The organism is Orrella dioscoreae (assembly GCF_900089455.2).
GTDB classification, from domain to species: Bacteria; Pseudomonadota; Gammaproteobacteria; order Burkholderiales; family Burkholderiaceae_B; genus Orrella; species Orrella dioscoreae.
On sequence record NZ_LT907988.1, the window covers coordinates 3,150,015 to 3,174,410 of the forward strand.

Here is a 24,396-nt window from a genome sequence, read left to right on the forward strand (position 1 = left end):
TCCGTCCCATACCCCTTTTCCAACCCGACTAAGCAGGCCTGTCATCCATGCTGGAAACCTACCGTCAACACGTCGCCGAGCGCGCCGCCCTGGGCATCCCGCCGCTGCCGCTGTCCGCCAAGCAGACCGCCGAACTGATCGAACTGATCAAGAACCCGCCCGAAGGCGAGGCGCAGAATCTGGTGGACCTGCTGACCCATCGCGTGCCTGCCGGCGTGGACGATGCCGCCAAGGTCAAGGCCTCCTACCTGGCCGCCGTGGCCCTGGGCAGCGAATCGTGTGCGCTGCTCAGCCGTGCCAAGGCAACTGAACTGCTGGGCACGATGCTGGGCGGCTACAACATCGGACCCCTGGTCCAATTGCTGGACGACGCCGACGTCGGCGCCATCGCCGCCGACGCGCTGAAGAAGACGCTGCTGATGTTCGACGCCTTCCACGACGTGAAGGAAAAGGCCGACGCCGGCAACGCCAACGCCAAGGCCGTGCTGCAAAGCTGGGCCGATGCCGAGTGGTTCACCAGCCGTCCCGAAGTGCCTGAAAGCCTGACGATCACCGTCTTCAAGGTGCCCGGCGAAACCAACACCGACGACCTGTCGCCCGCCCCCGACGCCACCACGCGTCCCGACATCCCCATGCACGCCCTGGCGATGCTGAAGAACAAGCGCGACGGCGCCGTGTTCCAGCCCGAGGAAGATGGCAAGCGCGGCCCGGTCGAGTTCATCACCAGCCTGAAGGAAAAGGGCCACCTGGTCGCCTACGTCGGCGACGTGGTCGGCACCGGTTCCTCGCGCAAGTCGGCCACCAACTCGGTGCTGTGGTTCACCGGCGAAGACATCCCCTTCGTGCCGAACAAGCGTTTCGGCGGCGTGTGCCTGGGCAGCAAGATTGCCCCGATCTTCTACAACACCATGGAAGACGCGGGCGCCCTGCCGATCGAGCTGGACGTCTCCAGCATGGAGATGGGCGACGTGGTCGAGCTGCGCCCTTATGACGGCAAGGCCCTCAAGGACGGCCAGGTCATCGCCGAATTCGAAGTGAAGTCGGACGTGCTGTTCGACGAAGTGCGCGCCGGCGGCCGCATTCCGCTGATCATCGGCCGTGGCCTGACCGCCAAGGCCCGCGAAGCCCTGGGCCTTGCGCCCTCGACGCTGTTCCGCCTGCCCAAGAACCCGGTCGACACCGGCCGCGGCTACACCCTGGCCCAGAAGATGGTCGGCCGCGCCTGCGGCCTGCCGGAAGGCCAGGGCATCCGCCCCGACACCTATTGCGAACCGCGCATGACCTCGGTGGGCAGCCAGGACACCACCGGCCCCATGACCCGCGACGAGCTGAAGGACCTGGCCTGCCTGGGCTTCTCGGCCGACCTGGTGATGCAGTCGTTCTGCCACACCGCCGCCTATCCCAAGCCCGTGGACGTCAAGACGCACCACACGCTGCCCGAGTTCATCAGCACCCGCGGCGGCGTCTCGCTGCGTCCGGGCGACGGCGTCATCCACTCCTGGCTGAACCGCATGTTGCTGCCCGACACCGTCGGCACCGGCGGCGATTCGCACACGCGTTTCCCCATCGGCATCTCCTTCCCCGCCGGCTCGGGCCTGGTGGCCTTCGCCGCCGCCACGGGCGTCATGCCGCTGGACATGCCGGAATCGGTGCTGGTGCGCTTCAAGGGCAAGCTGCAGCCCGGCGTCACGCTGCGCGACCTGGTCAACGCCATTCCGCTGTACGCCATCAAGCAAGGCCTGCTGACCGTGGCCAAGCAAGGCAAGAAGAACATCTTCTCGGGCCGCATCCTGGAAATCGAAGGCCTGCCGGACCTGAAGGTGGAACAAGCCTTCGAACTGTCGGACGCCTCGGCTGAACGGTCGGCCGCCGGCTGCTCGGTGCGCCTGAACAAGGAACCGATCATCGAGTACATCAACAGCAACATCGTGATGTTGAAGTGGATGATCGCCAACGGCTATGAAGACGAGCGCACGCTGGGCCGCCGCATCAAGGCCATGGAAGCCTGGCTGGCCAACCCGCAGCTGCTGGAACCCGATGCCGACGCCGAATACGCCGCCATCATCGAGATCGACCTGGCCGACGTGCACGAGCCCATCGTGGCCTGCCCGAACGACCCCGACGACGTGAAGACGCTGTCGGACGTGGCCGGCGCCAAGATCGACGAAGTGTTCATCGGCAGCTGCATGACCAACATCGGCCACTTCCGCGCAGCCTCCAAGCTGCTGGAAGGCAAGCGCGACATCCCGGTCAAGCTCTGGGTGGCCCCGCCCACCAAGATGGACGCCACGCAGCTCACCGAGGAAGGCCACTACGGCGTCTTCGGCACGGCCGGCGCGCGCACCGAAATGCCGGGCTGCTCGCTGTGCATGGGCAACCAGGCCCAGGTCCGCGAAGGCGCCACGGTCATGTCGACCAGCACCCGCAACTTCCCGAACCGCCTGGGCAAGAACACCAACGTCTACCTGGGCTCGGCCGAACTGGCCGCCATCTGCTCGAAGCTGGGCCGCATCCCGACCAAGGACGAGTACATGGCCGACATGGGCGTCATCAACAAGAGCGGCGACCAGATCTACCAGTACCTGAACTTCGACAAGATCCCCGACTACAAGGACGTGGCCGACGTAATCGAGGTCTGATATAGAGAGGCGGCCGCAAGTTTGCAGCCGTCTCCCTGGCTCAAGAAAGACATACGCCCCAAGGCCGGACACGGCTTGGGGCGTTTTTTTGTTTGGATGACGAAATGCACCGACGTCATGCAATTCGATCCACTCGAGTTTTTTTCGAATAATTCGAATAATTCGAATATTTCGATGATATAGTTTCTGCATCATGCCCAAGACCATCCAGACTCCTCGTGCCAACCTGACCAAGTCCAAGTCCCCGAAAACAGCGGTCCTCCCCCCTGTTGCGGACAGACCCGCGCCGAAGACTGCGTCGGTGACCGCGCTACACGGCGGTGCCCTGCATGTCTCCGTCGAGGTCGCTCCCTTGCTGGATATCGTGCGCAAACACGTGCGCACACTGACCCAAGCCAAGGAACGAGCCATCCGAGAGGAGTTCGTCCAGATTTTCCAGTTGGCACTGCCTGCACAAGCAAGGACATCAGACCAAGCGATGTCGCAAAACACCTCCGACCCTGTGCTTACCAGCCAAGAAGCGGCGGATCTGGTAGGGGTGTCTCGCCCGTATATGGTCGCGCGTATCGATGCGGGCGACGTGGCATTGCATCGATGGGTTGGCAATCAACGGAGAGTGCTGACATCCTCCGTCCTCGCATGGCAACAAAAAGAGCAGGCAGGCAAGCAGCGCGCAATGCAAAAGTTGGGCGCGCTACTCGACGACGAAATATTCTCCAGTTGAACCGCTGAATGCCGATACCCGTCATCGCAGATGCCGATACGCTTTTTGGAGGGACCACCCGAGGTTTTCTCATTTATCTGGACTACCAAAAGCTGATCCATCTGCACTGGAGCCCGCTCATCCTTGAAGAAATGAGCCGCGCCTTGGTCACAACGGGACGCAAGATCGACCAAGCGGCCGCACAGCTCAATGAGACACTGATGCGCCAGTCGCTGCCCACTGCCGAAGTCTCTACCCCGGACGTTCAGGCGCAATTCCAAGCCGTGGCCTTCGGCATGCGGTCGATGAAGGACACTCACGTTGCGGCTTGCGCATATGCCATCCTGGCGAATCCGTACTATCCAGGCACACAGGTAGTCAGCCTGGTGACCAAGAACGTCAAGGATTTTGGCGTACAGAAGCTTGTCACTATCGGCATCGCAATCCAAAGGCCGGATGCGTTTCTACTGGCACCCTTCCAGCAGCAACCAAGTGCAGTGGGAGCGGCATTCAGCGCATTTCGCCAATCATTGCGCTCAAATCCCACTGCGCCAGCGCTATTGCAAAAGCTGGCCGCAGATGGGCAGTAGCGGGTAGCCGCTGCCATGCTCGCAGCTTGGCAGCAAGGCACACTGGCACTCTGATCATCATCGTGCTTGCGAGCACAGACACGACGGCATCACCACAGATGCAGGTAGCGGGTCTCCCCGCTACGTCATCCCCAGCAACACCACCCCCACCACCAGCACCGCGCACCCCGCGATCCGCCAGACACCGGCGGCTTCCTTCAGCAGCACCATGCCCAGCACGGCGCCCACCATCATGGACATCTCGCGCGCGGGCGCCACGAGGCTGAGCGGCGCGCCGTCGCTCAGGGCCTGCAGCACCAGGATGTAGGACAGGGGCGAGAGCGCGCCGACGGCCAGCGCCAGGCCCCAGTGCCCGCGCATGGCGGTCCAGGCGGACTGTCGGCGGCGCAGCACATAGGGCGTCAGCATGCAGGTGCGCAGCGAGTTGGAGAACCAGTCCAGCACGATGGGCGACACCAGCAGCACCTTGACGCCATAGGCATCCACGACGGTGTAGCAGGCGATGAGCGCGCCCGTATAGGCGCCCCAGCGCACCCCCACCCAGGCATCGGGCTGGCGAAAACGCGCCCAGCGGCCTTGCGTGGCGATGCAGAAGATGCCGATGACCACGCACAGCATGCCCATGACCGCCGTCGTGTGCGGCGGCTCGGCCAGCAGCACGAACGCCCCGATCGAGGACAGCAGCGGGCCGGTGCCACGCGCCACCGGATAGACGACGGAAAGATCGGCCACCTGGTAGCCGCGCTGCAGGCACAGGCTGTAGGCCAGGTGGATGGCGGCGCTGGCCACCAGCACGAGCACCGCCGGCAGGCTCCAGACCATGCCGCCGCGCCACACGTCCCAGAGCGCCAGCGGCAGGTAGATCACCGTGGCGCACAGCGCATAGGCGAATACGAAGGACGGCCCGGCCGACGCCGCCCGCTTGGCAAGCAGATTCCAGGTCGCATGGATGCAGGCGGCCAGCACGACCAACAACAAGGCGGACAACGACATGAGGAAGCAGGGTCAGGAAAGGCCGGATGCAATGCGCTTGCGGCTGCATGTCATAGTAACGTCATCGTTGATACGGCCTGTGAGACTGGCGCCAGCCAGCCGCCTGTCAGCCCGCGCTCGCTACACTGGCAGCTTGCCCTGCCCGCCCCCGTCATCATGCCCCCACTTCATCTGCTGCTCGCCCTGTCCGTGGTGCTCATCTGGGGCACCAACTTCGTGGTGATCAAGTGGGGCCTGGTCGACTTCCCGCCCTTCCTGCTTTCCACGCTGCGGTTCCTGCTGTCGGCCCTGCCCTGGGTGTTCTTCATCCGGCGGCCGGCCGTGCCGTGGACGACGCTGGCGGGCTTCGGCACGCTGCTGGGCGCCGGGCAGTTCGGCCTGCTGTACTGGGCCATGCAAAGCGACATCACGCCCGGACTGGCCTCGCTGGTGGTCCAGTCGCAGGTGTTCTTCACCATCCTGATGGCCATGGCGCTGGCAGGCGAACGTCCTGCGCGCCCTCAGATCGTGGCGCTGGCGCTGGCCGTGGCAGGCCTCGCCCTGGTGGGCTGGCGCAGCGTGACGGACGCGGGCGCGGCGGTCACGCTGGTCGGCCTGGGACTGGTGCTGTCCGCGGCCTTCTGCTGGGCCTGCGCCAACACCGTCGTGCGGCGCGCCGGACGCGTCAACATGGTGTCCTTCACGGTCTGGAGCAGCCTTTACGCGGTGGCGCCGCTCAGCCTCATCACCGTCGTCGCGGAAGGCCCCACGGCCATCGGCGCGGCGCTGAGCCACGCCAGCCTGGGCGGCTGGGCCTCCGTGCTGTGGCAGGCCGTCGGCAACACGATCTATGGCTTCGGCGCCTGGAACTGGCTGCTGTCTCGCCACCCCGCCGCCACGGTCACGCCCATGGCCCTGCTGGTGCCGGTGTTCGGCATGCTGTCCTCGGCCTTGTTGCTGGATGAATCCTTGCCCGCCTGGAAGCTGTCGGCTGCAGGCCTGGTCATCGGCGGGCTGGCGCTGAACATCTACGCCAGCCGGCTGCGCGCGTCCCTGCCCCGCCCCTGAAAACCGCCCGCTGAAGCAGCGGGGCGGGTGGGTAAATTTGGTAACTCTTATATAAGACACAAGAGTTCAAATCACCCTGTCCCTCACTTACAATCAAAGGCGACGAACACGCCGCGCCTCGCGGCGGAACCGAAGGTCAACCCCACGGAGTCCATCATGCCGCACAACACGTTCGACACCCTCAAGAATTTCAAGATCGGCAAGCAGTCCTGTCAGTACTATTCCTTGCCGGCGCTGGGCAAGGCCTTGGGGATCGACGTGCAGCGGCTGCCCGTCTCGATCCGCGTCGTGCTGGAGTCGGTGCTGCGCAATTGCGATGGCAAGAAAGTCACCGAAGCGCACGTGCGCCAGCTGGCCAGCTGGCTGCCCAACGCCAAGCGCGAAGATGAAATCCCCTTCGTCGTGGCCCGCGTGGTGCTGCAGGACTTCACCGGCGTGCCGCTGCTCGCCGACATCGCCGCCATGCGCGCGGTGGCCGACAAGATGGGCAAGACGCCCAAGCTGATCGAACCGCTGGTGCCGGTGGACCTGGTGGTGGACCACTCGGTCATGATCGACTACTTCGGCACGAAGGACGCGCTGGACCTGAACATGAAACTGGAGTTCCAGCGAAACAAGGAGCGCTACCAGTTCATGAAGTGGGGCATGCAGGCCTTCGACACCTTCGGCGTGGTGCCCCCGGGCTTCGGCATCGTGCACCAGGTGAACCTGGAATACCTGGCGCGCGGCGTGCACAAGGACAAGCAGACGGGCGTCTATTACCCCGACTCGCTGGTCGGCACCGACAGCCACACCACCATGATCAACGGCATCGGCGTGGTGGGCTGGGGCGTGGGCGGCATCGAGGCGGAAGCCGGCATGCTGGGCCAGCCGGTCTATTTCCTGACCCCCGACGTGGTGGGCGTGGAACTGAAGGGCAAGCTGCGCGGCGGCGTGACCGCCACCGACCTGGTGCTGACGCTGACCGAACTGCTGCGCCGCGAAAAGGTCGTCGGCAAGTTCGTGGAATTCTGTGGCGAAGGCACGGCCAGCCTGTCGGTGACCGACCGTGCCACCATCGGCAACATGGCGCCCGAATACGGCGCGACCATGGGCTTCTTCCCCGTCGATTCCCGCACCATCGACTACTTCGAGGGCACGGGCCGCACCGCCGAGGAAATCGCCGCGTTCGAAGCCTATTTCAAGGCACAGAAGATGTTCGGCGTGCCCGCCGCGCGCGACATCGACTACACCAAGCTGCTGACGCTGGACCTGTCCACGGTCGCGCCCTCGCTGGCCGGCCCCAAGCGCCCGCAGGACCGCATCGAGATCGGCAACGTGAAGAACACCTTCATCGACCTGTTCTCCAAGCCGGTCTCGGAAAACGGCTTCAACCAGCCCGCCGACAAGCTGGCCAGGACCTACACCACCAGCGCGGGCACGCAGGTGAAGAACGGCGACATCCTGATCGCCGCCATCACCTCCTGCACCAACACGTCCAACCCCAGCGTGCTGCTGGCCGCCGGCCTGCTGGCCAAGAAGGCCGTGGAAGCCGGCCTGACCGTGCCCAAGCACATCAAGACCTCGCTGGCCCCTGGCTCGCGCGTGGTGACCGAATACCTGACCAAGACGGGCTTGCTGCCCTACCTGGAAAAGCTGGGCTTCGACGTGGCCGCCTATGGCTGCACCACCTGCATCGGCAACGCCGGCGACCTGACGCCGGACCTGAACGAAGCCATCACCGGCAACGACCTGATCTGCTCGGCCGTGCTCTCGGGCAACCGCAACTTCGAAGCCCGCATCCATCCGAACATCAAGGCCAATTTCCTGGCCTCGCCCCCGCTGGTCGTGGCCTATGCGCTGGCCGGCACCATCACGCGCGACCTGATGACCGAGCCGGTGGGCCGCGGCAAGAACGGCGACGTGTGGCTGGGCGACATCTGGCCCAGCACCGAGGAAGTGAACGAGCTCGTGAAGTTCGCGCTGAATCCCGCGGCCTTCCGGGCCAACTATGGCCAGGTCAAGAGCAAGCCGGGCGAACTGTGGGAGAAGATCCAGGGCGTGACGGGCGACGTCTACAACTGGCCTGACTCGACCTACATCGCCGAGCCGCCCTTCTTCGGCGACTTCGGCATGACCCCGGGCGCCATGCCTGTCATCAAGGGCGCTCGCGCGCTGGGCGTGTTCGGGGACTCGGTCACCACCGACCACATCTCGCCCGCGGGCTCGATCAAGGAAAGCTCGCCCGCTGGCCGCTGGCTGAAGGAAAACGGCGTCATGAAGGCCGATTTCAACAGCTACGGCTCGCGCCGCGGCAACCACGAGATCATGATGCGCGGCACCTTCGCCAACGTGCGCATCAAGAACCTGATGATCCCGCCGCTGGCGGACGGCAGCCGCTACGAAGGCGGCGACACGCTGTTCCAGCCTACCGGTGAACAGATGTCGATCTACGATGCCGCCATGAAGTACGTGGCGCAGGATACGCCCACCGTCGTCTTCGGCGGCGAGGAATACGGCACCGGTTCGTCGCGCGACTGGGCGGCCAAGGGCACGCAGCTCTTGGGCGTGAAGGCCGTCATCACGCGCAGCTTCGAGCGCATCCACCGCAGCAACCTGGTGGGCATGGGCGTGCTGCCGCTGCAGTTCAAGGGCGACGACAGCGTGCAATCGCTGGGCATCACGGGCGAGGAAACCTACGACATCTCGGGCCTGGAAAACGGCATCAAGCCCATGCAGGACGTGACGCTGACCATCCACCGCAAGGATGGCAGCACGCAGCAGGTGACCGTGCTGCTGCGCATCGACACGCCGATCGAGGTGGACTACTACAAGCACGGCGGCATCCTGCCCTTCGTGCTGCGCCAGTTGCTGGAAGCAGCGTAAACCCAGCAATTCCGCGGGTCCGGCAGGATACGCGGCAGGAAAAACCGGGCCTCGCGCCCGGTTTTTTCTTGCCTGGTCGCCATGTTTTCTTAAGCTCTTACACAATTTATTTCGAGTTTGAACGGCTTCCTTTCGTCCTCCTGAAACCGAATGCTGCTAACTTTCTCCGCGTGCCGCGATTGAAGCCCGCGGCCGCACCATCGCTCATCGAACAACGCAAAACCTTCAGCGAGAACCATCGTGAACTTTCCCGACCCCAGCCAGCAGCCGGAGGCCTCGTCCTTCCCGGCCGGCAATGCCTTCAGCCCCTCCGCCCCTGCCGTCCAGCCCGATGCGCCGCGCTCGGCGCCGATGCGCTTTCATGGCGACGCCGGCACATACTTCGGCATCTGGATCGTGAACCTGCTGCTCACCATCGTCACCCTGGGCATCTATTCCGCCTGGGCCAAGGTCCGCAAGCACCGCTGGTTCTACGGCAACACGGAAGTCGATGGCCACGTCTTCGAATACCACGCCACCGGCATGCAGATCTTCAAGGGCCGCCTGATGGCGCTGGGCGTCATCATCGCGACGGCAGTCGCCGGCGTGATCCACCCCTTCATCCAACTGGTCGTGCTGCTGGGCCTCCTGGTGGCGGTGCCCTGGCTGATGAACTCGGCCATGCGCTTCCGCGCCCGCGTCACCAGCTGGCGCAACGTGCGCTTCGACTTCCAGGGCAGCTACGGCAAGGCCGCGCTGGTCTTCCTGGTGATGCCCTTCGTCGGCATGCTGACGCTGGGCCTGCTGATGCCGATGGCCACGCGCATGGCCGTGCGCTACACCGTCAACGGCCACTCGTGGGGCGGCGCCCGCTTCAACGTCAACCCCTCGCTGGGCCAGTTCTACCGCGCGGCAGGCATCGCGCTGCTGCCCGCGCTGGCCATCGGCGCCGTGCTGCTGCTGTTGGGCACGGTGGTCCAGATGTCCATCTGGCACTTCCTCATCATGGGCGTCTACCTGGGCTTCCTGGTGGGCACGGCCTATTACGCCGGCCACGTCCTGAAGCTGTGCGTCAACGACCTGAGCATCGAGGGCGGCCACACGCTGCGCACCGATCTCTCGCCGTGGCGCCACCTGTGGATCGTCGTGTCGGGCCTCTTCGCCACGGCGTTCTCGCTGGGCCTGCTGTATCCGTGGGCACTGGTGCGCCGCCACCGCTACGTGACGCAAAGCATCACGCTGCATGCCGCGCCTGGCCTGGATGCCTTCGTTTCCTCGCACCAGGATCGCCCGGGCAGCTTCGCCAGCGAATACGGCGAGATGGAAGGCCTCAGCGGCCTGGCGCCGCTGTAAACCAGGACGTGCTGCTGTCGACATGAGCACTGACACGCTGGACGGCACGCACAGCGTGCTGACGGTCGCGGGGCGGCTCTTCGCCCCGCGCGCCGCGGCCCACCAGCCGGCAAGGCTGACGCTGCATCCCGATGGCCGGCTGTGGCTGCAGCATGGCGACGAATCCCGCCTCGTGGCGCCCGGCACCCTGACCTGGCCCGCGCGGCTCGACGGCCCTTCGCAGCGCATCACGCTGGAAGACGGCAGCGTCTTCGAGACCCGGGACCAGTCGCAGGCAGACACGCTGCGCCGCCGGTTGCAAGGCTCGCGCGGCGCCTACGTCCATGGCTGGGAACGCATGCGGCCGCGCCTCATCGGCTTTGTCGTCGTGGCGCTGCTGCTGTGTTTCGGAATGATCCGCTGGGGCGTGCCTTTCGCGGCCGACCGCGTCGCGCTGCTGGTCCCGCACTCGGTGGAAGCCTTCATCGGCCAGGGCGTGATGCACTCGCTGGACACCTTCATGTCGCCCAGCAAAGCCACGCCCGAGCAAAAAGAGACCTTGCAGGCGATCGTCGACGAGCTGGGCCGCAGCCGAGGCGACTCCGACGCCATCCCCCTCAAACTGGCGCTGCGGGACGGCGGCCGGCTGGGCGCCAATGCGCTGGCCCTGCCCGGCGGCACCATCGTCGTGACGGACCAGTTGCTGAAGCTGGCCGGCTCGCCGCAGGAACTGGACGGCGTCATCGCCCATGAAATCGGGCACATCGACGCGCGTCATGGCATGCGCCGGCTGTCGCGCGCCCTGGGCCTGGCGGCGGCCGTCATGCTGATCAGCGGAGACGCCAGCGAGTTCCTGAACCAGGCCATTGTCACTGGCACCAGCCTGCTCGACATGTCGTATTCGCGGGATTTCGAACGGGATGCCGATGCGCGTGCCGTCGCCTTGCTGCAGGCCGCGGGTCGCGATCCCCACGCCTTGGCCAGGATGCTGCGCAAGCTGGAAGACGGCCGCGATCGCGGCGACACGCCCGGCTGGCTATCCACGCATCCGCCGACGCCCGAACGCGTGGAAGCGCTGCAGGCGCAGATCAACGGTTCACGCTGAGCGGACGGCGAGCGCGCCGCGCCGTCCGGCTCACCCGAACTGATAGGCGTCCATCGCAAGGGCGCCGTAGCTCACCTCGTCATTGAGCCGCAACGCGGGCAGGCCGCCGGCGCCCAGCGCCACGTACAAAGGCATGAGGTGATCGTCATGCGGATGTGCCTGCATCGCGCCAGGCGCCTCGCGCTGCCAGTCCATCAACGTCTCGAGGTTGCCCTCGGCCAGATGGCGGGCGTACCAGTCCTGGAAGGGACCCACATAGGGCAAGGGCGCAGAACCCGGCGGCTGGACGTGGCGCAGGTTGTGCGTCAGCGAGCCCGAGCCGATGATCAGCACGCCCTCGTCGCGCAAGGGCGCCAGCAGCCGGCCCAGCGCATACTGGCCGCGGGCATCGAGCCGGGCGTCCAGCGCCAGTTGCACGACGGGGATGTCCGCCTGCGGATAGAGATAGCGCAGGGGCACCCATGCACCGTGATCCAGCGGACGGGCCGGATCGTCCTGCACGGGCAGGTCCGACTCGGCCAGCAGGCGGCGGATCCGTGCCGCCAGCTCGGGCGAGCCGGGCGCGCCGTACTCAAGGGTATAGAGCTCGGGCGGAAAGCCGCCGAAATCATGCCAGGCTTCCTGCTGGCCCCGGGTGGACACGGCCAGGCCCGCGCCGCGCCAATGCGGCGACACGACGAGAATGGCGCGCGGCCTCTCTGGCAGGGTCTGCACCCAGGCCGCCAGGGCCGCGCCGGTACGGCCCGGCTCGACCGCCAGCATGGGCGAACCGTGGGAAACGAAGAGAACGGGGAAACGCATGGCGGACTCCATATCGGATAGCGGCGGGCTTGGCGCATGGCGCCGGACTCGCCCTGATGAAGAGATTGTCCGAGTTTTCCTTATCGCAATAAACCGGGCAGCTTTGTTTTGTCTATTTCATTTTTCAGCACAATGAACCGACGGCGGCGGCGCACCGCTCCTGCGCGGGCGCCCGCCTGCGTTTGGCGTCATCCCCCGGGTCGGAGCGGTAAACTAGCAAGTTCAGCTTCCTTTTCCTGGTTTACCGACAATGGCCCGCACCCGCAGATCTTCCCCCTCCCGCTTGAATCGCGACGCCAGCCGCCTGGTCGCGCTCGCGACGGCGCTGGACGAGTCGGGCAGCCGGGTCGAGGACCGCTATTGGGAAGCGGAACTCGGCCGCCTGCTGGCCAAGCTGCTGCGCGCCAGCAATGACGCCACGCTGGAAGCCGCGCTGGACCACCTGTCGCACCATCATGCCGGCGGCTACGAAGTCCTGATCGAACAGGCCGAGACCGCTTCGGAGTCGCTGGTGCTGGAGAAAGACGGCCAGCGCCATGACGTCCTGCTGCTGGTGGCGCCGGTGGTGGCCTGGACCCGCTACAGCATTGCCAACGGTCCCATCCCGCAGGCGGCGCAGGACACCCTGCGCGCGCAGCTGCATGGCCACGTGCTGGCCGAAGGCGCGCAACTGGCCTTGCTGCCCACCCTGGTCAGCCTGGACCAGATGCCTCGCACCTTCTCCGACACCTGGCAATGGCTGCATCGCCTGGGCAGCCAGGCGCTTGGCCTGGAAGCCCCCCGCCCGACGCTGCAACCCGGCCCCGGCGCGGATGCGCCGCCCATGCTGGCGGACACGCGTTACGTGGTCGCGGGCGTCGTGGTGCCCGAGGGCGCCCCCCTCTTCCGTTGGCAGGAAGCCAGCGGCGGCAGCCGCGCCGATGCACTGGCGCAATGGATTGCCCAGGCCCAGCCCACGCTGGCGGGCCTCCTGCCCGGCTGCGGCGTGGAATGCCTGCTGCCGGATGCTTATTACGTCAGCAATCGCGACGCCGACCGGCGCGTGCGCCCGCTGGCGCTGAAGGCCGCCGTGGCCTGGCTCGAGGGCGCCGCCGGACTCGCGCCCGACCAGCTGCGCGCCGTCATCGGCGGCTGCGGCGAAACCCGCGTGGACGAATACCGCATCAGCTTCACCCCGCGCAACCGCAACGACGTGATCTACGGTTGCGTCTGGCCCGTCTATGGCCGCGAGGAAGAGCCCTTGCCCGAGGACGCCGAACCCACCGGCCCCGATGCCATCGAGGAAATCGCCGCGCTGCTGAAGGAGCAAGGCGTGGCCGACATCCGCCGCCTGCCGGGCATCCTGCCGCCTGACTACTGCGAGGATTGCGGCACGCCCTACTTCCCCAATCCCCTGGGCGAAATGACGCACCCAGAGCTGCCCGAGGACGCGAACACGGCGCCCGCGCATTTCCACTGACGTCGCGTCCGCATGCGCACCGATCTGTTCTGCCGGGTCGTCGACAACTACGGCGACATCGGCGTGTGCTGGCGCCTGGCCCGCCGCCTGGCGCAAGGCCACGGCTGGCCCTTGCGCTTGTGGGTCGACGACCTCGCCTCGTTCGCCCGCCTGGAACCCGCTGTCGACCTCCACGCCGCGCGACAGGTCGTGCAGGGCGTGGAGGTCATCCATTGGTCGCAGCCCGCTCCCGACCTGGAGCCGGGCGAGGTCGCCATCGAGGCCTTCGCCTGTGATCCGCCCGCGGCCTATGTCGCCCGCATGGCCGCCGAGCCGACGCAACGGACGACCTGGATCAACCTCGAGTATCTCAGCGCCGAGGACTGGGTCGGCGCTTGCCACGGCCTGCCCTCTCCCCAGTCCAACGGCCTGAAGAAAGCCTTCTTCTTCCCCGGCTTCACCCCCGAGACCGGCGGCTTGCTGCGCGAACCCGATCTGCTGGCCCAGCGCGACGCCTGGCAGGCCAGCCGCGAGCCGGCCACCGCAATGCTGCGCACCCTGGGCGTCACCGAGGCAGCCCTGGGCGCCTGGCAAGAGGGCGCACGGCTGGCAACGCTCTTCTGTTACCCGCACGCCCCCTGGGCCGGCCTGCTGCAGGGCCTGGCGCAGGCCGGCCGGACGGTGCTGCTGGTCCCGCAAGGCGTCGCGCCGGGACTGGATGACGCCGCGCAAGGTACGCCACTGCACGTGGCGCGCATCCCCTTCGTGCGGCAACCCGATTTCGACCGCCTGCTGTGGAGCGCCGACCTCAACATCATCCGGGGGGAAGACTCTTTCGTGCGGGCGCTGTGGGCCGGCCGGCCGCTGGTCTGGCAGATCTACCCCCAGGATGAAAATGCGCACCTGGACAAGCTGGCCGCCTGGCAGGATCGCCATGGCGGTCCGGCCGAGGCCCGCCGCCTGAACGAGGCCTGGAACACGACGCTGCCTGGCCAGACCGCGGAGGGGATTGCCGCGGGGGCGCGGGCTGTGGCAGAGGCGCTACACGCCGCGCTGTCGCCCCCCGCCTGGCAATCCTGGCAGGCGCACGCCTGGCAGGCCTGCCAGGCCCTGGCCCGCCAGCAAGACCTGGCGGACGCCCTGGTCCGCTTTTGCTTGCGTCCAGCCCAAACAGGCTAGAATAAGAGGCTTTGCAATCCGCTGCCGCCAGGGGGTTTCGCGCGACGGATGGCATCACCGATGGCCTTGCCTATCGGTTCACCGCTTGGTTCACACCTCTTTCTTACCTTCATCGCTCACCAGACGCGATCTTGAAATACCGGAGTTTTGATTCATGAAAACCGCACAGGAACTGCGCGTGGGCAACGTGGTCATGGTGGGCAGCGAGCCCCTCGTGGTCCAGAAGGCCGAATACAACAAGTCGGGCCGCAACGCTGCCGTCGTCAAGCTGAAGTTCAAGAACCTGCTGACCGGCTCGGGCAGCGAATCGGTCTACAAGGCTGACGAAAAGTTCGAAGTCGTCGTGCTGGACCGCAAGGAGTGCACCTACTCCTACTTCGCCGACCCCATGTACGTCTTCATGGACCAGGAATACAACCAGTACGAAGTCGAGGCCGACAGCATGGGCGACGCCCTGCACTACCTCGAAGAGAACATGGCCGTCGAAGTCGTCTTCTATGACGGCCGCGCCATCTCGATCGAACTGCCCACGATGATCGTGCGCGAGATCATCTACACGGAACCTGCCGTGCGTGGCGACACCTCGGGCAAGGTCATGAAGCCCGCCAAGATCAACACCGGCTGGGAACTGCCCGTGCCGCTGTTCTGCGCCATCGGCGACAAGATCGAAATCGACACCCGCACCGGCGAATACCGCAGCCGCGTGATGTAAGCCCCCACGCCACGCGCCTTCGGGTTGCGTGGCGTCCTTTCCCGCCCTGCGCGAGCGCCTGGCCGTTCGCGGGGCGCGGGGAAGCCTTCCCCCTTTCCTTGCCTCGCCTTTCCTGCCTGCAGCAGGCAGGACGCGCTTGCGCCCATACCCACCGCGCCGCGGCGGCTACTGCGCCGTGGGCGTCACCATGGCTGGCGCGGGCGGATGCATGGCCAGGAACTCGTGCTGGAACAGGCACATGCGGATCACGTCGCGATACTGGCCCTGCACGAAGAACTCGTGCTTGAGCACGCCCTCTTCCTGGAAACCCTGCCGCTGGTAGATGTGCGCGGCCTTGTGGTTCTCGCGGTCGACGTGCAGGTAGATCTTGTAGAGATTCAGCACGCTGAAGCCATACTCCATTGCCAGGCGCGTGGCGCGGGAGGCATACCCCTTGCCCTGGTGTTCCGGCGCCACGATGATCTGGAACTCGGCACGGCGGTGGACGTGGTCGATCTCGACCAGTTCGACCAGGCCCACCCGGTCGGCGCCCGCCTCCATGACGAAGCGGCGTTCGCGCTGGTCATGGATGTGCTCGTCATACAGGGCCGACAACTCGGCGAAGGTTTCGTAGGGCTCCTCGAACCAGTAGCGCATCACGCTGGCATTGTTGTCGAGCGCATGGACATAGCGCAGGTCTTCGCGCTCGAGCGGGCGCAGCTTGATCGGAGTGTCGGATGCCATGGTGGATACCTTTTGGACAAGGCGCTGCGTGGCGGCCCGGTGCAGGCCACTGCTCGCGCTTTATTTCTTCATTGTAGAAATATAAATTCTATGGTGTAGAATTTGATTCGTCAAACCAGGAGCGATGTCCCACCTTCGGCACCGTCCGGAGACGGCAAGGGAAATGCATGCCACCACGCAGCGAAAAGATACAGCCAGGGCCACGCGGCCTGTCCAGGGAAGTGATGGTCGCCACCGCCGTCAGGGTCATGGAAGCCACGGGCGAAACCGGCTTCAGCGTGCGCAAGGTGGGCGCCGAGATGGGCTGCGACCCGATGGCCATCCTGTATCACTTCAAATCGAAGGAAGGCCTGCACCGCGCCATGGCGGACTGGCTCACGGCGCAATTGCGGCCCGTGCCCGCCGCCCTGCCCTGGGACGCGCGACTGCGCGCCCTGGCCATGCAGTATCGCCAACTGGCGCTGCAATACCGTGGCACCTTCGGGCTGATGCTGCGCTTCGTGAATACCGGCGTCTCCGATTTCGCGCACATCGAGGCGGTGTATGGCGCCATCTGCGATGCCGGCGTGCCGGAGGCCGAGGTGCCCGCTGTCGTGCTGAGCTGGTACGCCGCCGTCTACGGCCTGGCTGCCGGCGAAACGGGCGGCATGATCCGCCCGGCCACGCAGGCCGAACAGGACGAAGTGGCAGCGCTGCCCGATGCGGACTATCCGCTGCTCAAGCGCTTCATGCCGCGCTTCGCCAGCCTGGACAGCGGCGCTGTCTTCGAAGCGGCGCTGGGCATGCTGCACGCCGGCATCCGTGTACGCGCGGGGCAATGAAAAAAAGGCCCTCGTTCCGTGAGGGACGTGCCTTGCGCTTACTGCATGCGCTCGTCGTCGAGGATATCAGGCAAGGCCATGACGGCAATGCCGTCCGCTGCCAGCGCTTCGCGCTCGGCTGGCGTGGCGACGCCGCGGATCGGACGTTCGTCGGCCTCGCCCTCGTGGATACGGCGCGCCTCGGCGGCGAAACGATCCCCCACGTTCTCGGTGCCGCGCACGATGGTGCGCAGATGACGCAGCAAGGAGGCCTGGATATTTTCCGGCGTGGCGGGCGGCTGCGCGGCGGACGCCTCCGCATGGCCGACATTCAGGCGCGGTGCCGACAGGCGCTTGGCAACGGTTGCGCTGGCGCAGACCGGACAGGTGAGCAAACCGCTCGCCTGCTGGTGGGCGTAGTCGTCGTGCGAGGAGAACCAGCCTTCGAAAAGGTGGCCCTGATCGCACTCGAGATCGAAAACCTTGATAGCCATGACTGGCAGATGGCGGCCAGAGGCCGGAAAAACAAGACCCGCCAGTATGGCATACGGGCGGGTCTCGGGATGCGCTGGCCCGGCAAGGCCGCGCGGGCAGGCGCCGTTTACTTGGGCGGCAGCTTCTTCGCGCCGCTCTTGGCGCGCGGCTCGGCCTGGGCGCCCACGTTGGCCTGCTGGCGCTCCAGTTCGCGGATGCGTGCCTGCAGGCGGCGCAACTCGGCCGCGGCATCCTTCTGCTGGGCCGACAACTGGGCCGCCTCTTCACGCGCCTGCTTCTGGTTGGCGGCAATCTGGGCTGCCTGCTGGCGCTGGCGGTCCACATCCGCCTGCAAGCCTTCGAGCTGGCTCGTGCGCTCGCTCAGCAGCTTGTCGGTGCGGGCCTGCTCGGCCTGCAGCGTGATGCGGCGGATATCGACTTCGGCCAATTCGCTGGTCTGCGCGGCATAGCGGCGATAAGTCTGCTCGGCCTCGGCAGCCACGCGGGTCTTGCTGACGCGCAGGAACTCCTTCTGGCGGAACAGCGCCACGTAGTAGACCAGCTCGTCGGGCTTGAACAGCATGCTGGCGCCATAGCTGCCGTTGTAGGTCGTGCGCAGTTCATTGACCTGACGCGACTGGATCAGCTGCTGCACTTCCGCGACCGGGCCGCTTGCAGCGGGCCTGGGTTCGGGCTGGATGACAGCCGGCGCCGGCGGCGGCGTGACCGGCTGCGCGCCGGCCTCGGCGGTTTTCGGCGCGTCGGATTGCGTGACGGCCGATTCGGGTGCGCTGGGTTGTTGCGTGGCGGCGCATGCCGTCAGGCCAACCAGCGTCAGGCCGGCCAATGCGGTGCGCACGGCCAGGTGCAGAGAGCGGAGTTCCATGCCTTCCCCAAGGATGAGATTTTGAACAAACTATAGCAACTTTCAGTAGAGAAATGACGCACAGGCAAACCCGCGTCCTTCGCAGTCTTGCGGCCTTCGCGGCTTGCGCCAGGCAGACGGGTCCGCGAGACCCATCTGTTCAGGAATACGCGCCCCCGTCTCCGGGACCCAGCATGTCGGCCGACTCGCCCTGCCCGCCCGCAATCTGCAGCTTGCGCATCTTCTCCCACAGCACCTTGCGGCTGATACCCAGGTAGGCCGCCGTATCCTGACGCCGCCAGCCATTGGCCTCCAGCGCCACCATCACACGGGCGCGTTCGGCCTGTTCAGCCTCGCTCAGGACGGGGTGCTGGGCGGCAGCAGGGGCGGGCGCGGCGGACGCCGGGACGCCCAGGATGCGCGAGCAGTCGGCCAGGCGTTCGAACACGCGCTCGATACGCTCGCGATTCCAGTTGCCGCATTGGCGGCGCACGATGGCGACCCACTCCACCACGTTGGAAAGCTCCCGCACATTGCCGGCAAAACGCGTCGCGGCGACGCGCTCGACCAGCCACTGCGGCAGGTCGGACACGTCCGGCAGCTCGCGTTCCAGCAGGGCCTTGAAGATTGCCGCCTTGTCTTCCGGACCCCGCTCTTCCAGGGTCGGCACATACAGCTCGATCACGGCCAGCCGGTAGTAGAGATCGGCCCGGAAATCACCGCTGGCCACGCGCTTGCGCAGGTCGCGGTTGGTGGCCGCGACCAGGCGGAAGTCCACCGCCACCTCGGTGGTGGCGCCCAGCCGGGTGATGACGTTCTGCTCCAGCACGCGCAGGAGCTTGACCTGCTGATAAAGCGGAAGATCGCCGATTTCGTCGAGGAACAGGGTGCCGCCGCTGGCTTGCTCGAAGTATCCCTTGTGCGCGCCAACGGCGCCGGTAAAGGCCCCCTTCGCATGTCCGAAGAAGTGCGCCTCGAACAGGCCCTCCGGGACGGCGCCGCAGTTCACCGCCACGAAAGGCCCCGCGGACCAGGTCGCACGGTCGTGCAGGAGGCGCGCGATCCGCTCCTTGCCCACGCCGGTTTCGCCGTGGATGAGCACGCTGGTGCGGCAGTCCGCGAACATCTCGGCTTCGGACAGCAGTTCACGCATGGGCGCGGACACGGCCACCAGGGGCTTGGGCGCATGGGCGGACGTATGCGCGGCCTGCTGGGCCGCGCCGGCCAGGCGGAACAGCAGGGCCCGCAGCTCCGCGCCCGTGAAGCTCAGCGGCAAGGTGTGCGAATACGCGGGCGGATAGAAACGCGGATCGCGTCCCCGCTCTTCCGCTGCCACCCAGATGACCGGCGTGCCTTGCGCGGCCAGCCATTCGCCGCCGCCGAAGCGCGCATCGCTCATCACCGTGACCGACACCATCGCTACCATCGGCCGGTTGGGATCGCGCCCGCCGGGCGGCGCCATGCCCAGCTCGGCACGCATGACGTTGACGTCATAGCCCGCAAGGCTGCGCTCGGCGCGCACGGCGATGTCGGACGCGCCCTCCCACACGTAGAGGTCGATTTCTTCGCTGATGCCTGCCGTCATCCCGCGCTCCCGAGGCTCGCGGCCCATCCCCTGTTGTTGTCAGCTTCCATCATCGTCTTCTTGCATCAATACACCAGCCGCACGTCGCCGCAACGCACGGACAACAGCGACACGTCGCTCTGGCCCAGGCCGATGCCCAGGGTGTCGTTGACCAGTTTCTGCAGAAGGCCGCCCAGCGCGCCCAGCACGGGCTCGAGCACCTTCACCACCAGGCCCAGCACGGCCGTCACGCCGTTGTTGCCCTGGACCATGTTCTGCACGTAGGGGGTCTTGCAATTGCGCACGCCCTTCGCGCCGCCCAGCCCGCCGAGCAGGCCGCAGGTCACGTCGCCGAGCGGCGCGACGAGCAACACCTCCAGCAAGGCGCTGACGTCACCCAGCAAGCCATTGAGCACATTGCCGCTTGCCCACTGTTTCGCCCGGGCCGCCAGCGCCTCGTTGGAATAGCGCATCTCGGCGGCGATCTCGGTCAGGCTGCGGCCCACTGGCGTGGGGCCCAGCAGGCGATTGACCCGCTCTTCCAGCGTGCCGCCCTGCAGCCCGGTGTTGGCGGGGTCGCCCAGCAGGTCGCCCAGCAATCCGCCGCCCACCTGTTCCGCCAGGGTCTGCCCCAGGCGGTTCAGGTCCAGGTTGTCGTTGGGCGTCACGGTCACCACCGTCGGCGGCTGGCCCGGGGCGGGCGCGGTCAGCGTCACGGTCTCCTCGCCCGACTGCAGGACCGGCAGGTTCAGGTGGCTGCGCACGGTCAGCAAGCCCAGCACGCTTGCGACCGGATGGCGCGCCACCGTGCCATCGCAGGTGTTCTGGTCTGAAAAGAAGCTGTCCGGCCCGAAGCCCGCCGCCATGCGCGGGAAGCCGCCCAGGCAGATGCTGGCGGCGCTGGACTGCACGCGGATCTCGGCCTGGTCGCGCGCCAGCGGTGCCTCGCACACGCGCGCCAGCGTGGCCTCGGAACGCCCCACTTCGATGATCACCGGGAGATCGATGCGCGTGCCCAGCGTGTCGAGCAGGCCGCCCAACAGCGGCACGCCCGTGGTGCCCACGCGCGCATAGACGCGGATCTGCGGCGTCACGGCGGACACGCCCGGGCCGCCGATCGCGATCTGCGGCGGATCGATGACACGCACCCGCGCCTGGACCAGGCCGGCCACATCGAGCGAGGGAATGGACAACAGGCGGCTGCCGTTGGCAGCCAGCAACGACGTGCTGACGAGGTCCAGGACATTCACCTCGGCGCGCAGCGCCGAGGCGGGATCGCCGGTAGCCACCAGCGCGAAGACGCCGCCATCGCCGAACAGGCGCACCGGCAGCGTCAGCGGGCTGCGGCCGTCGATGACCGCGAGATTCAGCTGCGAGATCAGGCCATTGAGCGCCGACAGCGAGGCCTGCGCCACGCCATCCGTCTTGGACAGCACCTGCGCGGAAGCATCCAGCACCTGCCCCAGCGTGAGTTGCTGCAAGGCCAGCAGTTCCTGCGGCGTTCCCACCCCGGCCGCCACGCTGGCGGGCAGGCCCAGGGCCTGCAACAAACCCGACGGCGTCAGCTTTGTATTGACCAGGCCCGATGCACTCAGGACATCCAGCTGGCTGGGGGTCAGCCCGATGGCCGCGAGCAGTTGCCCGACCAGTCCCTGCCCGCCCACGCGCAGCAGGCGCGATCCCACGGAGAAGGCCGCCGCGGGCTGCGACGTGGCGGCTCCCGCTTCACTAAGCACGATCTGCCCCGGCACGAAAGGCGCGATGCTGGTCACGTTTTTTTCCACCGTGACCCACACTGCATTCATCCGCGCAGGATCCAGCGAGACCGCGAAGTGGCGCCCATCGCCCGGGATGTCGTCAGGCGCCCACTCGCCGCACACCACCGTCATTTCCTCATCGGCCAACGCCCCGTGCTGCTGGAAATTCATGCGGGCGCTGGCCCAGGCAGCCGTCTGCGCGGCGGGGCAGCTGCCCCCGTCGGCCAGCACCTGCGCGCCCGCCAAGGCGGCGAAATCGGCCATGTTCTGCAGCTCGCGCTTCATGTAGTACAGGTAGCCGATCTGCGATGCGCCCAGCAGCGACAGGCCCACCAACAGCGCCGCGACCACGGGCACGACGATCGAGCCGCGTTGCCGGCAGGCGGGCGCCTCGTGGCGCAAGCGCCAGGCGTGCCGGCGCCTATTGCTCGGTGACGCCGCGCTGGTCATTGAACCACTCCGGGATGGGCTGCGAGAAACTGTCCATGTAGCGCTCCCAGGCCCGCGTGGCGGCCTCGCCCACCATCGGCAGGTCCGTGCCCGCGCGGCGCCCGTCGCCTTGCGCGGCGATCAACAGGCGCGTGGTGTCGCCGAAGGCAGGCTCGGCCGCGGGAGACTGCGCGGGCGCGGGCGCAGGCGCGGCAACGGCCTGCACCACGGGGCGCGTTGCGGCGGCGGGTGCACGGGCTGGGGTTGGGGTTGGTGCAACCGTGGTCGCCGCCGGTGCAGGTGCCGGCACGGCCGCCGCGGCGGGTGGCTGCGTCAGCGGCGCATTGCCTTGAGACCAGGCGCTCGTGCAGGACAACGCCAGAAGGGTGGCGACGAAGACATGGCGGCAAGGACGCATGGCGGGCTCCACGTTGCAGACAAGGGTGGCGCGTGTCATTGCCGCACCACGGGACGATGGTCATAGGGTTGTTCAGCCGAGGCGCGCAAGGCGGCGGCGGACTCGCGCGGCACCGGCGCCGATGGCGCGGGGGCCGTCGCCGGCGCGCCGCTCACGTCCTGCACGATCGGACGCGCGGCCATCGCCGCCGGGTCATCACGCGCAATGCGCGCGGCGGAATAGGACGGCTCGGAAGCCTGGCTCGCCAGGGGCTTCAGTTCGGCGGCCAGGCGGCGCACTTCTTCCCGCACGGGATCCGGCAGGCCTGCATCGTCCATGACGCGCCCCGCGCCACCCTCATCGCCCTGCACCAGCAGCAGCAAGGCCAGGTTGCTGAGCACTTTCGCGTTGCCAGGCGCAAGCTCCGCCGCCTTGCCCAGCGGCAGGCGCGCATCGCCGGGACGGCCGGCAAGCAGGTGCGCATAGCCCAGGTCGTTCAGCACCTGTGCATCGGTGGGCGCCAGCGCGGCTGCGCGGCCCAGGTCCGCTGCCGCGCGATCGAGGTCGCCGCGTGCCCCGGCCAGCAAGCCCAGCCCATGCCAGGCGCGGGCAGCCTGCGGCGTGCCCAGCAGCGCCCGATAGGCAGCTTCGCTTTGCGTGGGCTGCCCGGTCAGGCGCAGCGCTTCCGCGCGCAAGGCCTCGATCTCGGGGTTGCTGCCCGCGGCCTGCACATAGGCATCGATATAGGCCAGCGAGGCGAAATAGCGGCCTTGCGACTGCGCCTCGCGCACCAGCGACATCAGCAATTGCGGCTGCGTGGGTGCCTGGCGCCGTGCCTCGTCGGCCTCGTGCTGCCGCATGGCCATCTGCGCCTCCTGCTGTTGCTGGACCACCTTCCAGGCCGACTCCTGGCTGGTCGCCGCGCATCCCGACACCAGCACCACCGCGCCGAGCGCCAGGACACGCAGTCCGGCACGCTGATCGTTCCTCATGATCCCCCCGCTACCCGCGACAAGCCGCGGATGACTGCCAAGAAACCCGCGCCACCCGTGACGATGAGCAAGGCGGGCAAGAGAGTCAGCACCATGACGCCCGTCATCTTGACGGTGAGCTTGCCGACCCGCTCCTTCAACTCCATGCGGCGGCGCTCTCGCACCCGCTCGCCAAACCGGTTCAAGGGATCCTGCACGGCGCCGCCGTGCCGGTCCACCTGCGAGATCAGGCGGCAGATCGCCGACAGGTCGTCATTGTCGAAACCCGTGGCCAACCGCATCAGCGACTGCTCGCGCGTGCGGCCCCGCGCATAGAGATCCACGGCATATTGCAACTCGCGCGCCAGCACCGGCATGACCTGGCGGAACTCCGTGACCACCACGTGCAGGCTCTGATCGATCGACAGGCCCACGCCTTGCAGCAGGCGCAACAGGTCGATCAGCAAAGGCAACTCCTGGTAGGCCGCCCGGCGCCTGCGCGCGGCGCGGCGCAGCAACATCCACTTGGGCAGCATCCACCCCAGCGCAAGGCCCACGAAGGCCGCGGCCGTCCATTCGATCGCGGGATTGGCGGGCAACAGGCGGCCTTGCAGCAGGAAACCCGCGAGGAACGGCAGGCCGGCCGTCAGCAGCACGCGCGCAAACATGAACAGCGAACGCGCCCGGCCCACGTCCTCGAAACCGCACAGGTCGACGACCTGCCTGTCCTCGGGCGGCAGCAGCACGTTGCCCGACCTGCCCTCGCCCCAGTGCCGGCCCAATTGCTCCGCCCGGTGCACGGCGCTGCCCAGGGTGCCTTGCGGCTCGGCCTGCGTCGGCGCCGATTGGCCGCCGCGCCCCGCCAGCAGGCGGTCGATGACCTGGCGGTTGCGATCCTGCCGCGAGACCTTCAGCCACAACGACGCGCCCGCGGCGAGCACCGCCAGGGCCAGCGCCACCAGCGCCGCCGCCGCGACATTGCGAGGATCGAGGTCGGCCCACAGGCCCAGGTTGGCGACGTAATCCATGTGCC

21 protein-coding genes are annotated in these 24,396 nt (G+C 67.1%); 11 read left to right on the top strand and 10 right to left on the bottom strand.

The window, feature by feature from the left end:
* The first annotated feature begins 47 nt into the window (after positions 1 to 47).
* The 3 genes from acnB to ODI_RS14615 all read left to right on the top strand — a co-directional run bounded on the left by acnB (position 48) and on the right by ODI_RS14615 (position 3,932).
* Positions 48 to 2,639 (top strand): bifunctional aconitate hydratase 2/2-methylisocitrate dehydratase, encoded by a 2,592-nt coding sequence (gene acnB, locus ODI_RS14605; protein ID WP_067751779.1) that lies wholly within the window; start codon positions 48 to 50, stop codon positions 2,637 to 2,639.
* A gap of 193 nt (positions 2,640 to 2,832) precedes the next feature.
* Complete coding sequence (locus ODI_RS14610) at positions 2,833 to 3,363, top strand: helix-turn-helix domain-containing protein (RefSeq protein WP_082985228.1); 531 nt, start codon at positions 2,833 to 2,835, stop codon at positions 3,361 to 3,363.
* Positions 3,364 to 3,371: 8 nt separating this feature from the next.
* Complete coding sequence (locus ODI_RS14615) at positions 3,372 to 3,932, top strand: PIN domain-containing protein (protein ID WP_067751782.1); 561 nt, start codon at positions 3,372 to 3,374, stop codon at positions 3,930 to 3,932.
* A 120-nt stretch (positions 3,933 to 4,052) separates the two neighbouring features.
* On the opposite strand, the gene ODI_RS14620 is transcribed toward ODI_RS14615, so the two are convergent.
* Positions 4,053 to 4,925: an EamA family transporter gene (locus ODI_RS14620; protein ID WP_067751784.1), complete on the bottom strand. Its 873-nt coding sequence runs from the start codon at positions 4,923 to 4,925 to the stop codon at positions 4,053 to 4,055.
* Between the two features lie 156 nt (positions 4,926 to 5,081).
* Between ODI_RS14620 and ODI_RS14625 the strand changes: the two genes are divergently transcribed.
* The 4 genes from ODI_RS14625 (at position 5,082) to ODI_RS14640 (ending at position 11,253) form a co-directional block, all read left to right on the top strand.
* Entirely contained in the window at positions 5,082 to 5,972 is an 891-nt protein-coding gene (locus ODI_RS14625) for an EamA family transporter (protein WP_067751786.1), read from the top strand.
* 156 nt (positions 5,973 to 6,128) lie between these two features.
* On the top strand, positions 6,129 to 8,837 hold the full coding sequence (gene acnA / locus ODI_RS14630; RefSeq protein ID WP_067751788.1) for an aconitate hydratase AcnA: 2,709 nt from the start codon (positions 6,129 to 6,131) through the stop codon (positions 8,835 to 8,837).
* Between the two features lie 240 nt (positions 8,838 to 9,077).
* Positions 9,078 to 10,169, top strand: a complete 1,092-nt coding sequence (locus ODI_RS14635; protein WP_082985229.1) for a YjgN family protein — start codon at positions 9,078 to 9,080, stop codon at positions 10,167 to 10,169.
* Between the two features lie 22 nt (positions 10,170 to 10,191).
* Positions 10,192 to 11,253 carry a M48 family metallopeptidase gene (locus ODI_RS14640; RefSeq protein ID WP_067751791.1) on the top strand — a complete coding sequence of 354 codons (1,062 nt, stop codon included), beginning with the start codon at positions 10,192 to 10,194 and terminating at the stop codon, positions 11,251 to 11,253.
* 30 nt (positions 11,254 to 11,283) lie between these two features.
* Here the strand turns inward: ODI_RS14640 and ODI_RS14645 are convergent, their stop codons facing one another.
* Entirely contained in the window at positions 11,284 to 12,054 is a 771-nt protein-coding gene (locus ODI_RS14645; RefSeq protein WP_082985231.1) for a DODA-type extradiol aromatic ring-opening family dioxygenase, read from the bottom strand.
* Positions 12,055 to 12,304: 250 nt separating this feature from the next.
* Here ODI_RS14645 and ODI_RS14650 point away from each other — a divergent pair, with 250 nt between their 5' ends.
* The 3 genes from ODI_RS14650 (at position 12,305) to efp (ending at position 15,383) form a co-directional block, all read left to right on the top strand.
* Positions 12,305 to 13,513 (top strand): DUF2863 family protein, encoded by a 1,209-nt coding sequence (locus ODI_RS14650; RefSeq protein WP_067751796.1) that lies wholly within the window; start codon positions 12,305 to 12,307, stop codon positions 13,511 to 13,513.
* Between the two features lie 12 nt (positions 13,514 to 13,525).
* Positions 13,526 to 14,671, top strand: a complete 1,146-nt coding sequence (gene earP / locus ODI_RS14655; RefSeq protein ID WP_067751799.1) for an elongation factor P maturation arginine rhamnosyltransferase EarP — start codon at positions 13,526 to 13,528, stop codon at positions 14,669 to 14,671.
* 154 nt (positions 14,672 to 14,825) lie between these two features.
* Positions 14,826 to 15,383, top strand: a complete 558-nt coding sequence (efp, locus tag ODI_RS14660; RefSeq protein ID WP_067751802.1) for an elongation factor P — start codon at positions 14,826 to 14,828, stop codon at positions 15,381 to 15,383.
* Between the two features lie 165 nt (positions 15,384 to 15,548).
* On the opposite strand, the gene speG is transcribed toward efp, so the two are convergent.
* On the bottom strand, positions 15,549 to 16,106 hold the full coding sequence (gene speG, locus ODI_RS14665; protein ID WP_067751805.1) for a spermidine N1-acetyltransferase: 558 nt from the start codon (positions 16,104 to 16,106) through the stop codon (positions 15,549 to 15,551).
* Positions 16,107 to 16,273: 167 nt separating this feature from the next.
* On the opposite strand from speG, the gene ODI_RS14670 reads away from it, so the two are divergent.
* Positions 16,274 to 16,927 (top strand): TetR/AcrR family transcriptional regulator, encoded by a 654-nt coding sequence (locus tag ODI_RS14670; RefSeq protein ID WP_067751808.1) that lies wholly within the window; start codon positions 16,274 to 16,276, stop codon positions 16,925 to 16,927.
* 38 nt (positions 16,928 to 16,965) lie between these two features.
* Here ODI_RS14670 and ODI_RS14675 read toward each other — a convergent pair whose 3' ends face one another.
* The 7 genes from ODI_RS14675 to ODI_RS14705 form a co-directional block, all read right to left on the bottom strand.
* Positions 16,966 to 17,400, bottom strand: a complete 435-nt coding sequence (locus tag ODI_RS14675) for a DUF1178 family protein (protein ID WP_067751811.1) — start codon at positions 17,398 to 17,400, stop codon at positions 16,966 to 16,968.
* Positions 17,401 to 17,507: 107 nt separating this feature from the next.
* Positions 17,508 to 18,266 carry a DUF2968 domain-containing protein gene (locus tag ODI_RS14680; protein ID WP_067751813.1) on the bottom strand — a complete coding sequence of 253 codons (759 nt, stop codon included), beginning with the start codon at positions 18,264 to 18,266 and terminating at the stop codon, positions 17,508 to 17,510.
* A gap of 139 nt (positions 18,267 to 18,405) precedes the next feature.
* Positions 18,406 to 19,830 carry a sigma 54-interacting transcriptional regulator gene (locus tag ODI_RS14685; protein WP_067751815.1) on the bottom strand — a complete coding sequence of 475 codons (1,425 nt, stop codon included), beginning with the start codon at positions 19,828 to 19,830 and terminating at the stop codon, positions 18,406 to 18,408.
* A gap of 65 nt (positions 19,831 to 19,895) precedes the next feature.
* Positions 19,896 to 22,016: a TadG family pilus assembly protein gene (locus ODI_RS14690; protein ID WP_082985232.1), complete on the bottom strand. Its 2,121-nt coding sequence runs from the start codon at positions 22,014 to 22,016 to the stop codon at positions 19,896 to 19,898.
* Entirely contained in the window at positions 21,988 to 22,452 is a 465-nt protein-coding gene (locus ODI_RS14695) for a DUF3613 domain-containing protein (protein ID WP_098020914.1), read from the bottom strand. The genes ODI_RS14690 and ODI_RS14695 overlap by 29 nt, the downstream gene beginning before the upstream one ends.
* A complete protein-coding gene (locus tag ODI_RS14700) occupies positions 22,449 to 23,384 on the bottom strand; it encodes a tetratricopeptide repeat protein (protein WP_067751818.1) in 936 nt (311 codons plus the stop codon). Before ODI_RS14700 ends, ODI_RS14695 begins: the two co-directional genes overlap by 4 nt.
* A complete protein-coding gene (locus ODI_RS14705; RefSeq protein WP_067751821.1) occupies positions 23,381 to 24,391 on the bottom strand; it encodes a type II secretion system F family protein in 1,011 nt (336 codons plus the stop codon). The genes ODI_RS14700 and ODI_RS14705 overlap by 4 nt, the downstream gene beginning before the upstream one ends.
* Positions 24,392 to 24,396 lie beyond the last annotated feature (5 nt).

What these genes read in the sequence shown, in the direction of transcription:
- ODI_RS14695 (WP_098020914.1), bottom strand. Translation starts at nt 22,452, where the DNA reads ATGACACGCGCCACCCTTGTCTGCAACGTGGAGCCCGCCATGCGTCCT.
- ODI_RS14615 (WP_067751782.1), top strand. Translation starts at nt 3,372, where the DNA reads ATGCCGATACCCGTCATCGCAGATGCCGATACGCTTTTTGGAGGGACC.
- ODI_RS14685 (WP_067751815.1), bottom strand. Translation starts at nt 19,830, where the DNA reads ATGACGGCAGGCATCAGCGAAGAAATCGACCTCTACGTGTGGGAGGGC.
- ODI_RS14675 (WP_067751811.1), bottom strand. Translation starts at nt 17,400, where the DNA reads ATGGCTATCAAGGTTTTCGATCTCGAGTGCGATCAGGGCCACCTTTTC.
- acnA (WP_067751788.1), top strand. Translation starts at nt 6,129, where the DNA reads ATGCCGCACAACACGTTCGACACCCTCAAGAATTTCAAGATCGGCAAG.
- ODI_RS14680 (WP_067751813.1), bottom strand. Translation starts at nt 18,266, where the DNA reads ATGGAACTCCGCTCTCTGCACCTGGCCGTGCGCACCGCATTGGCCGGC.
- ODI_RS14640 (WP_067751791.1), top strand. Translation starts at nt 10,192, where the DNA reads ATGAGCACTGACACGCTGGACGGCACGCACAGCGTGCTGACGGTCGCG.
- ODI_RS14645 (WP_082985231.1), bottom strand. Translation starts at nt 12,054, where the DNA reads ATGCGTTTCCCCGTTCTCTTCGTTTCCCACGGTTCGCCCATGCTGGCG.
- ODI_RS14700 (WP_067751818.1), bottom strand. Translation starts at nt 23,384, where the DNA reads ATGAGGAACGATCAGCGTGCCGGACTGCGTGTCCTGGCGCTCGGCGCG.
- speG (WP_067751805.1), bottom strand. Translation starts at nt 16,106, where the DNA reads ATGGCATCCGACACTCCGATCAAGCTGCGCCCGCTCGAGCGCGAAGAC.
- ODI_RS14625 (WP_067751786.1), top strand. Translation starts at nt 5,082, where the DNA reads ATGCCCCCACTTCATCTGCTGCTCGCCCTGTCCGTGGTGCTCATCTGG.
- ODI_RS14650 (WP_067751796.1), top strand. Translation starts at nt 12,305, where the DNA reads ATGGCCCGCACCCGCAGATCTTCCCCCTCCCGCTTGAATCGCGACGCC.
- ODI_RS14705 (WP_067751821.1), bottom strand. Translation starts at nt 24,391, where the DNA reads ATGGATTACGTCGCCAACCTGGGCCTGTGGGCCGACCTCGATCCTCGC.
- ODI_RS14670 (WP_067751808.1), top strand. Translation starts at nt 16,274, where the DNA reads ATGCCACCACGCAGCGAAAAGATACAGCCAGGGCCACGCGGCCTGTCC.
- ODI_RS14690 (WP_082985232.1), bottom strand. Translation starts at nt 22,016, where the DNA reads ATGACCAGCGCGGCGTCACCGAGCAATAGGCGCCGGCACGCCTGGCGC.
- ODI_RS14620 (WP_067751784.1), bottom strand. Translation starts at nt 4,925, where the DNA reads ATGTCGTTGTCCGCCTTGTTGTTGGTCGTGCTGGCCGCCTGCATCCAT.
- acnB (WP_067751779.1), top strand. Translation starts at nt 48, where the DNA reads ATGCTGGAAACCTACCGTCAACACGTCGCCGAGCGCGCCGCCCTGGGC.
- earP (WP_067751799.1), top strand. Translation starts at nt 13,526, where the DNA reads ATGCGCACCGATCTGTTCTGCCGGGTCGTCGACAACTACGGCGACATC.
- efp (WP_067751802.1), top strand. Translation starts at nt 14,826, where the DNA reads ATGAAAACCGCACAGGAACTGCGCGTGGGCAACGTGGTCATGGTGGGC.
- ODI_RS14610 (WP_082985228.1), top strand. Translation starts at nt 2,833, where the DNA reads ATGCCCAAGACCATCCAGACTCCTCGTGCCAACCTGACCAAGTCCAAG.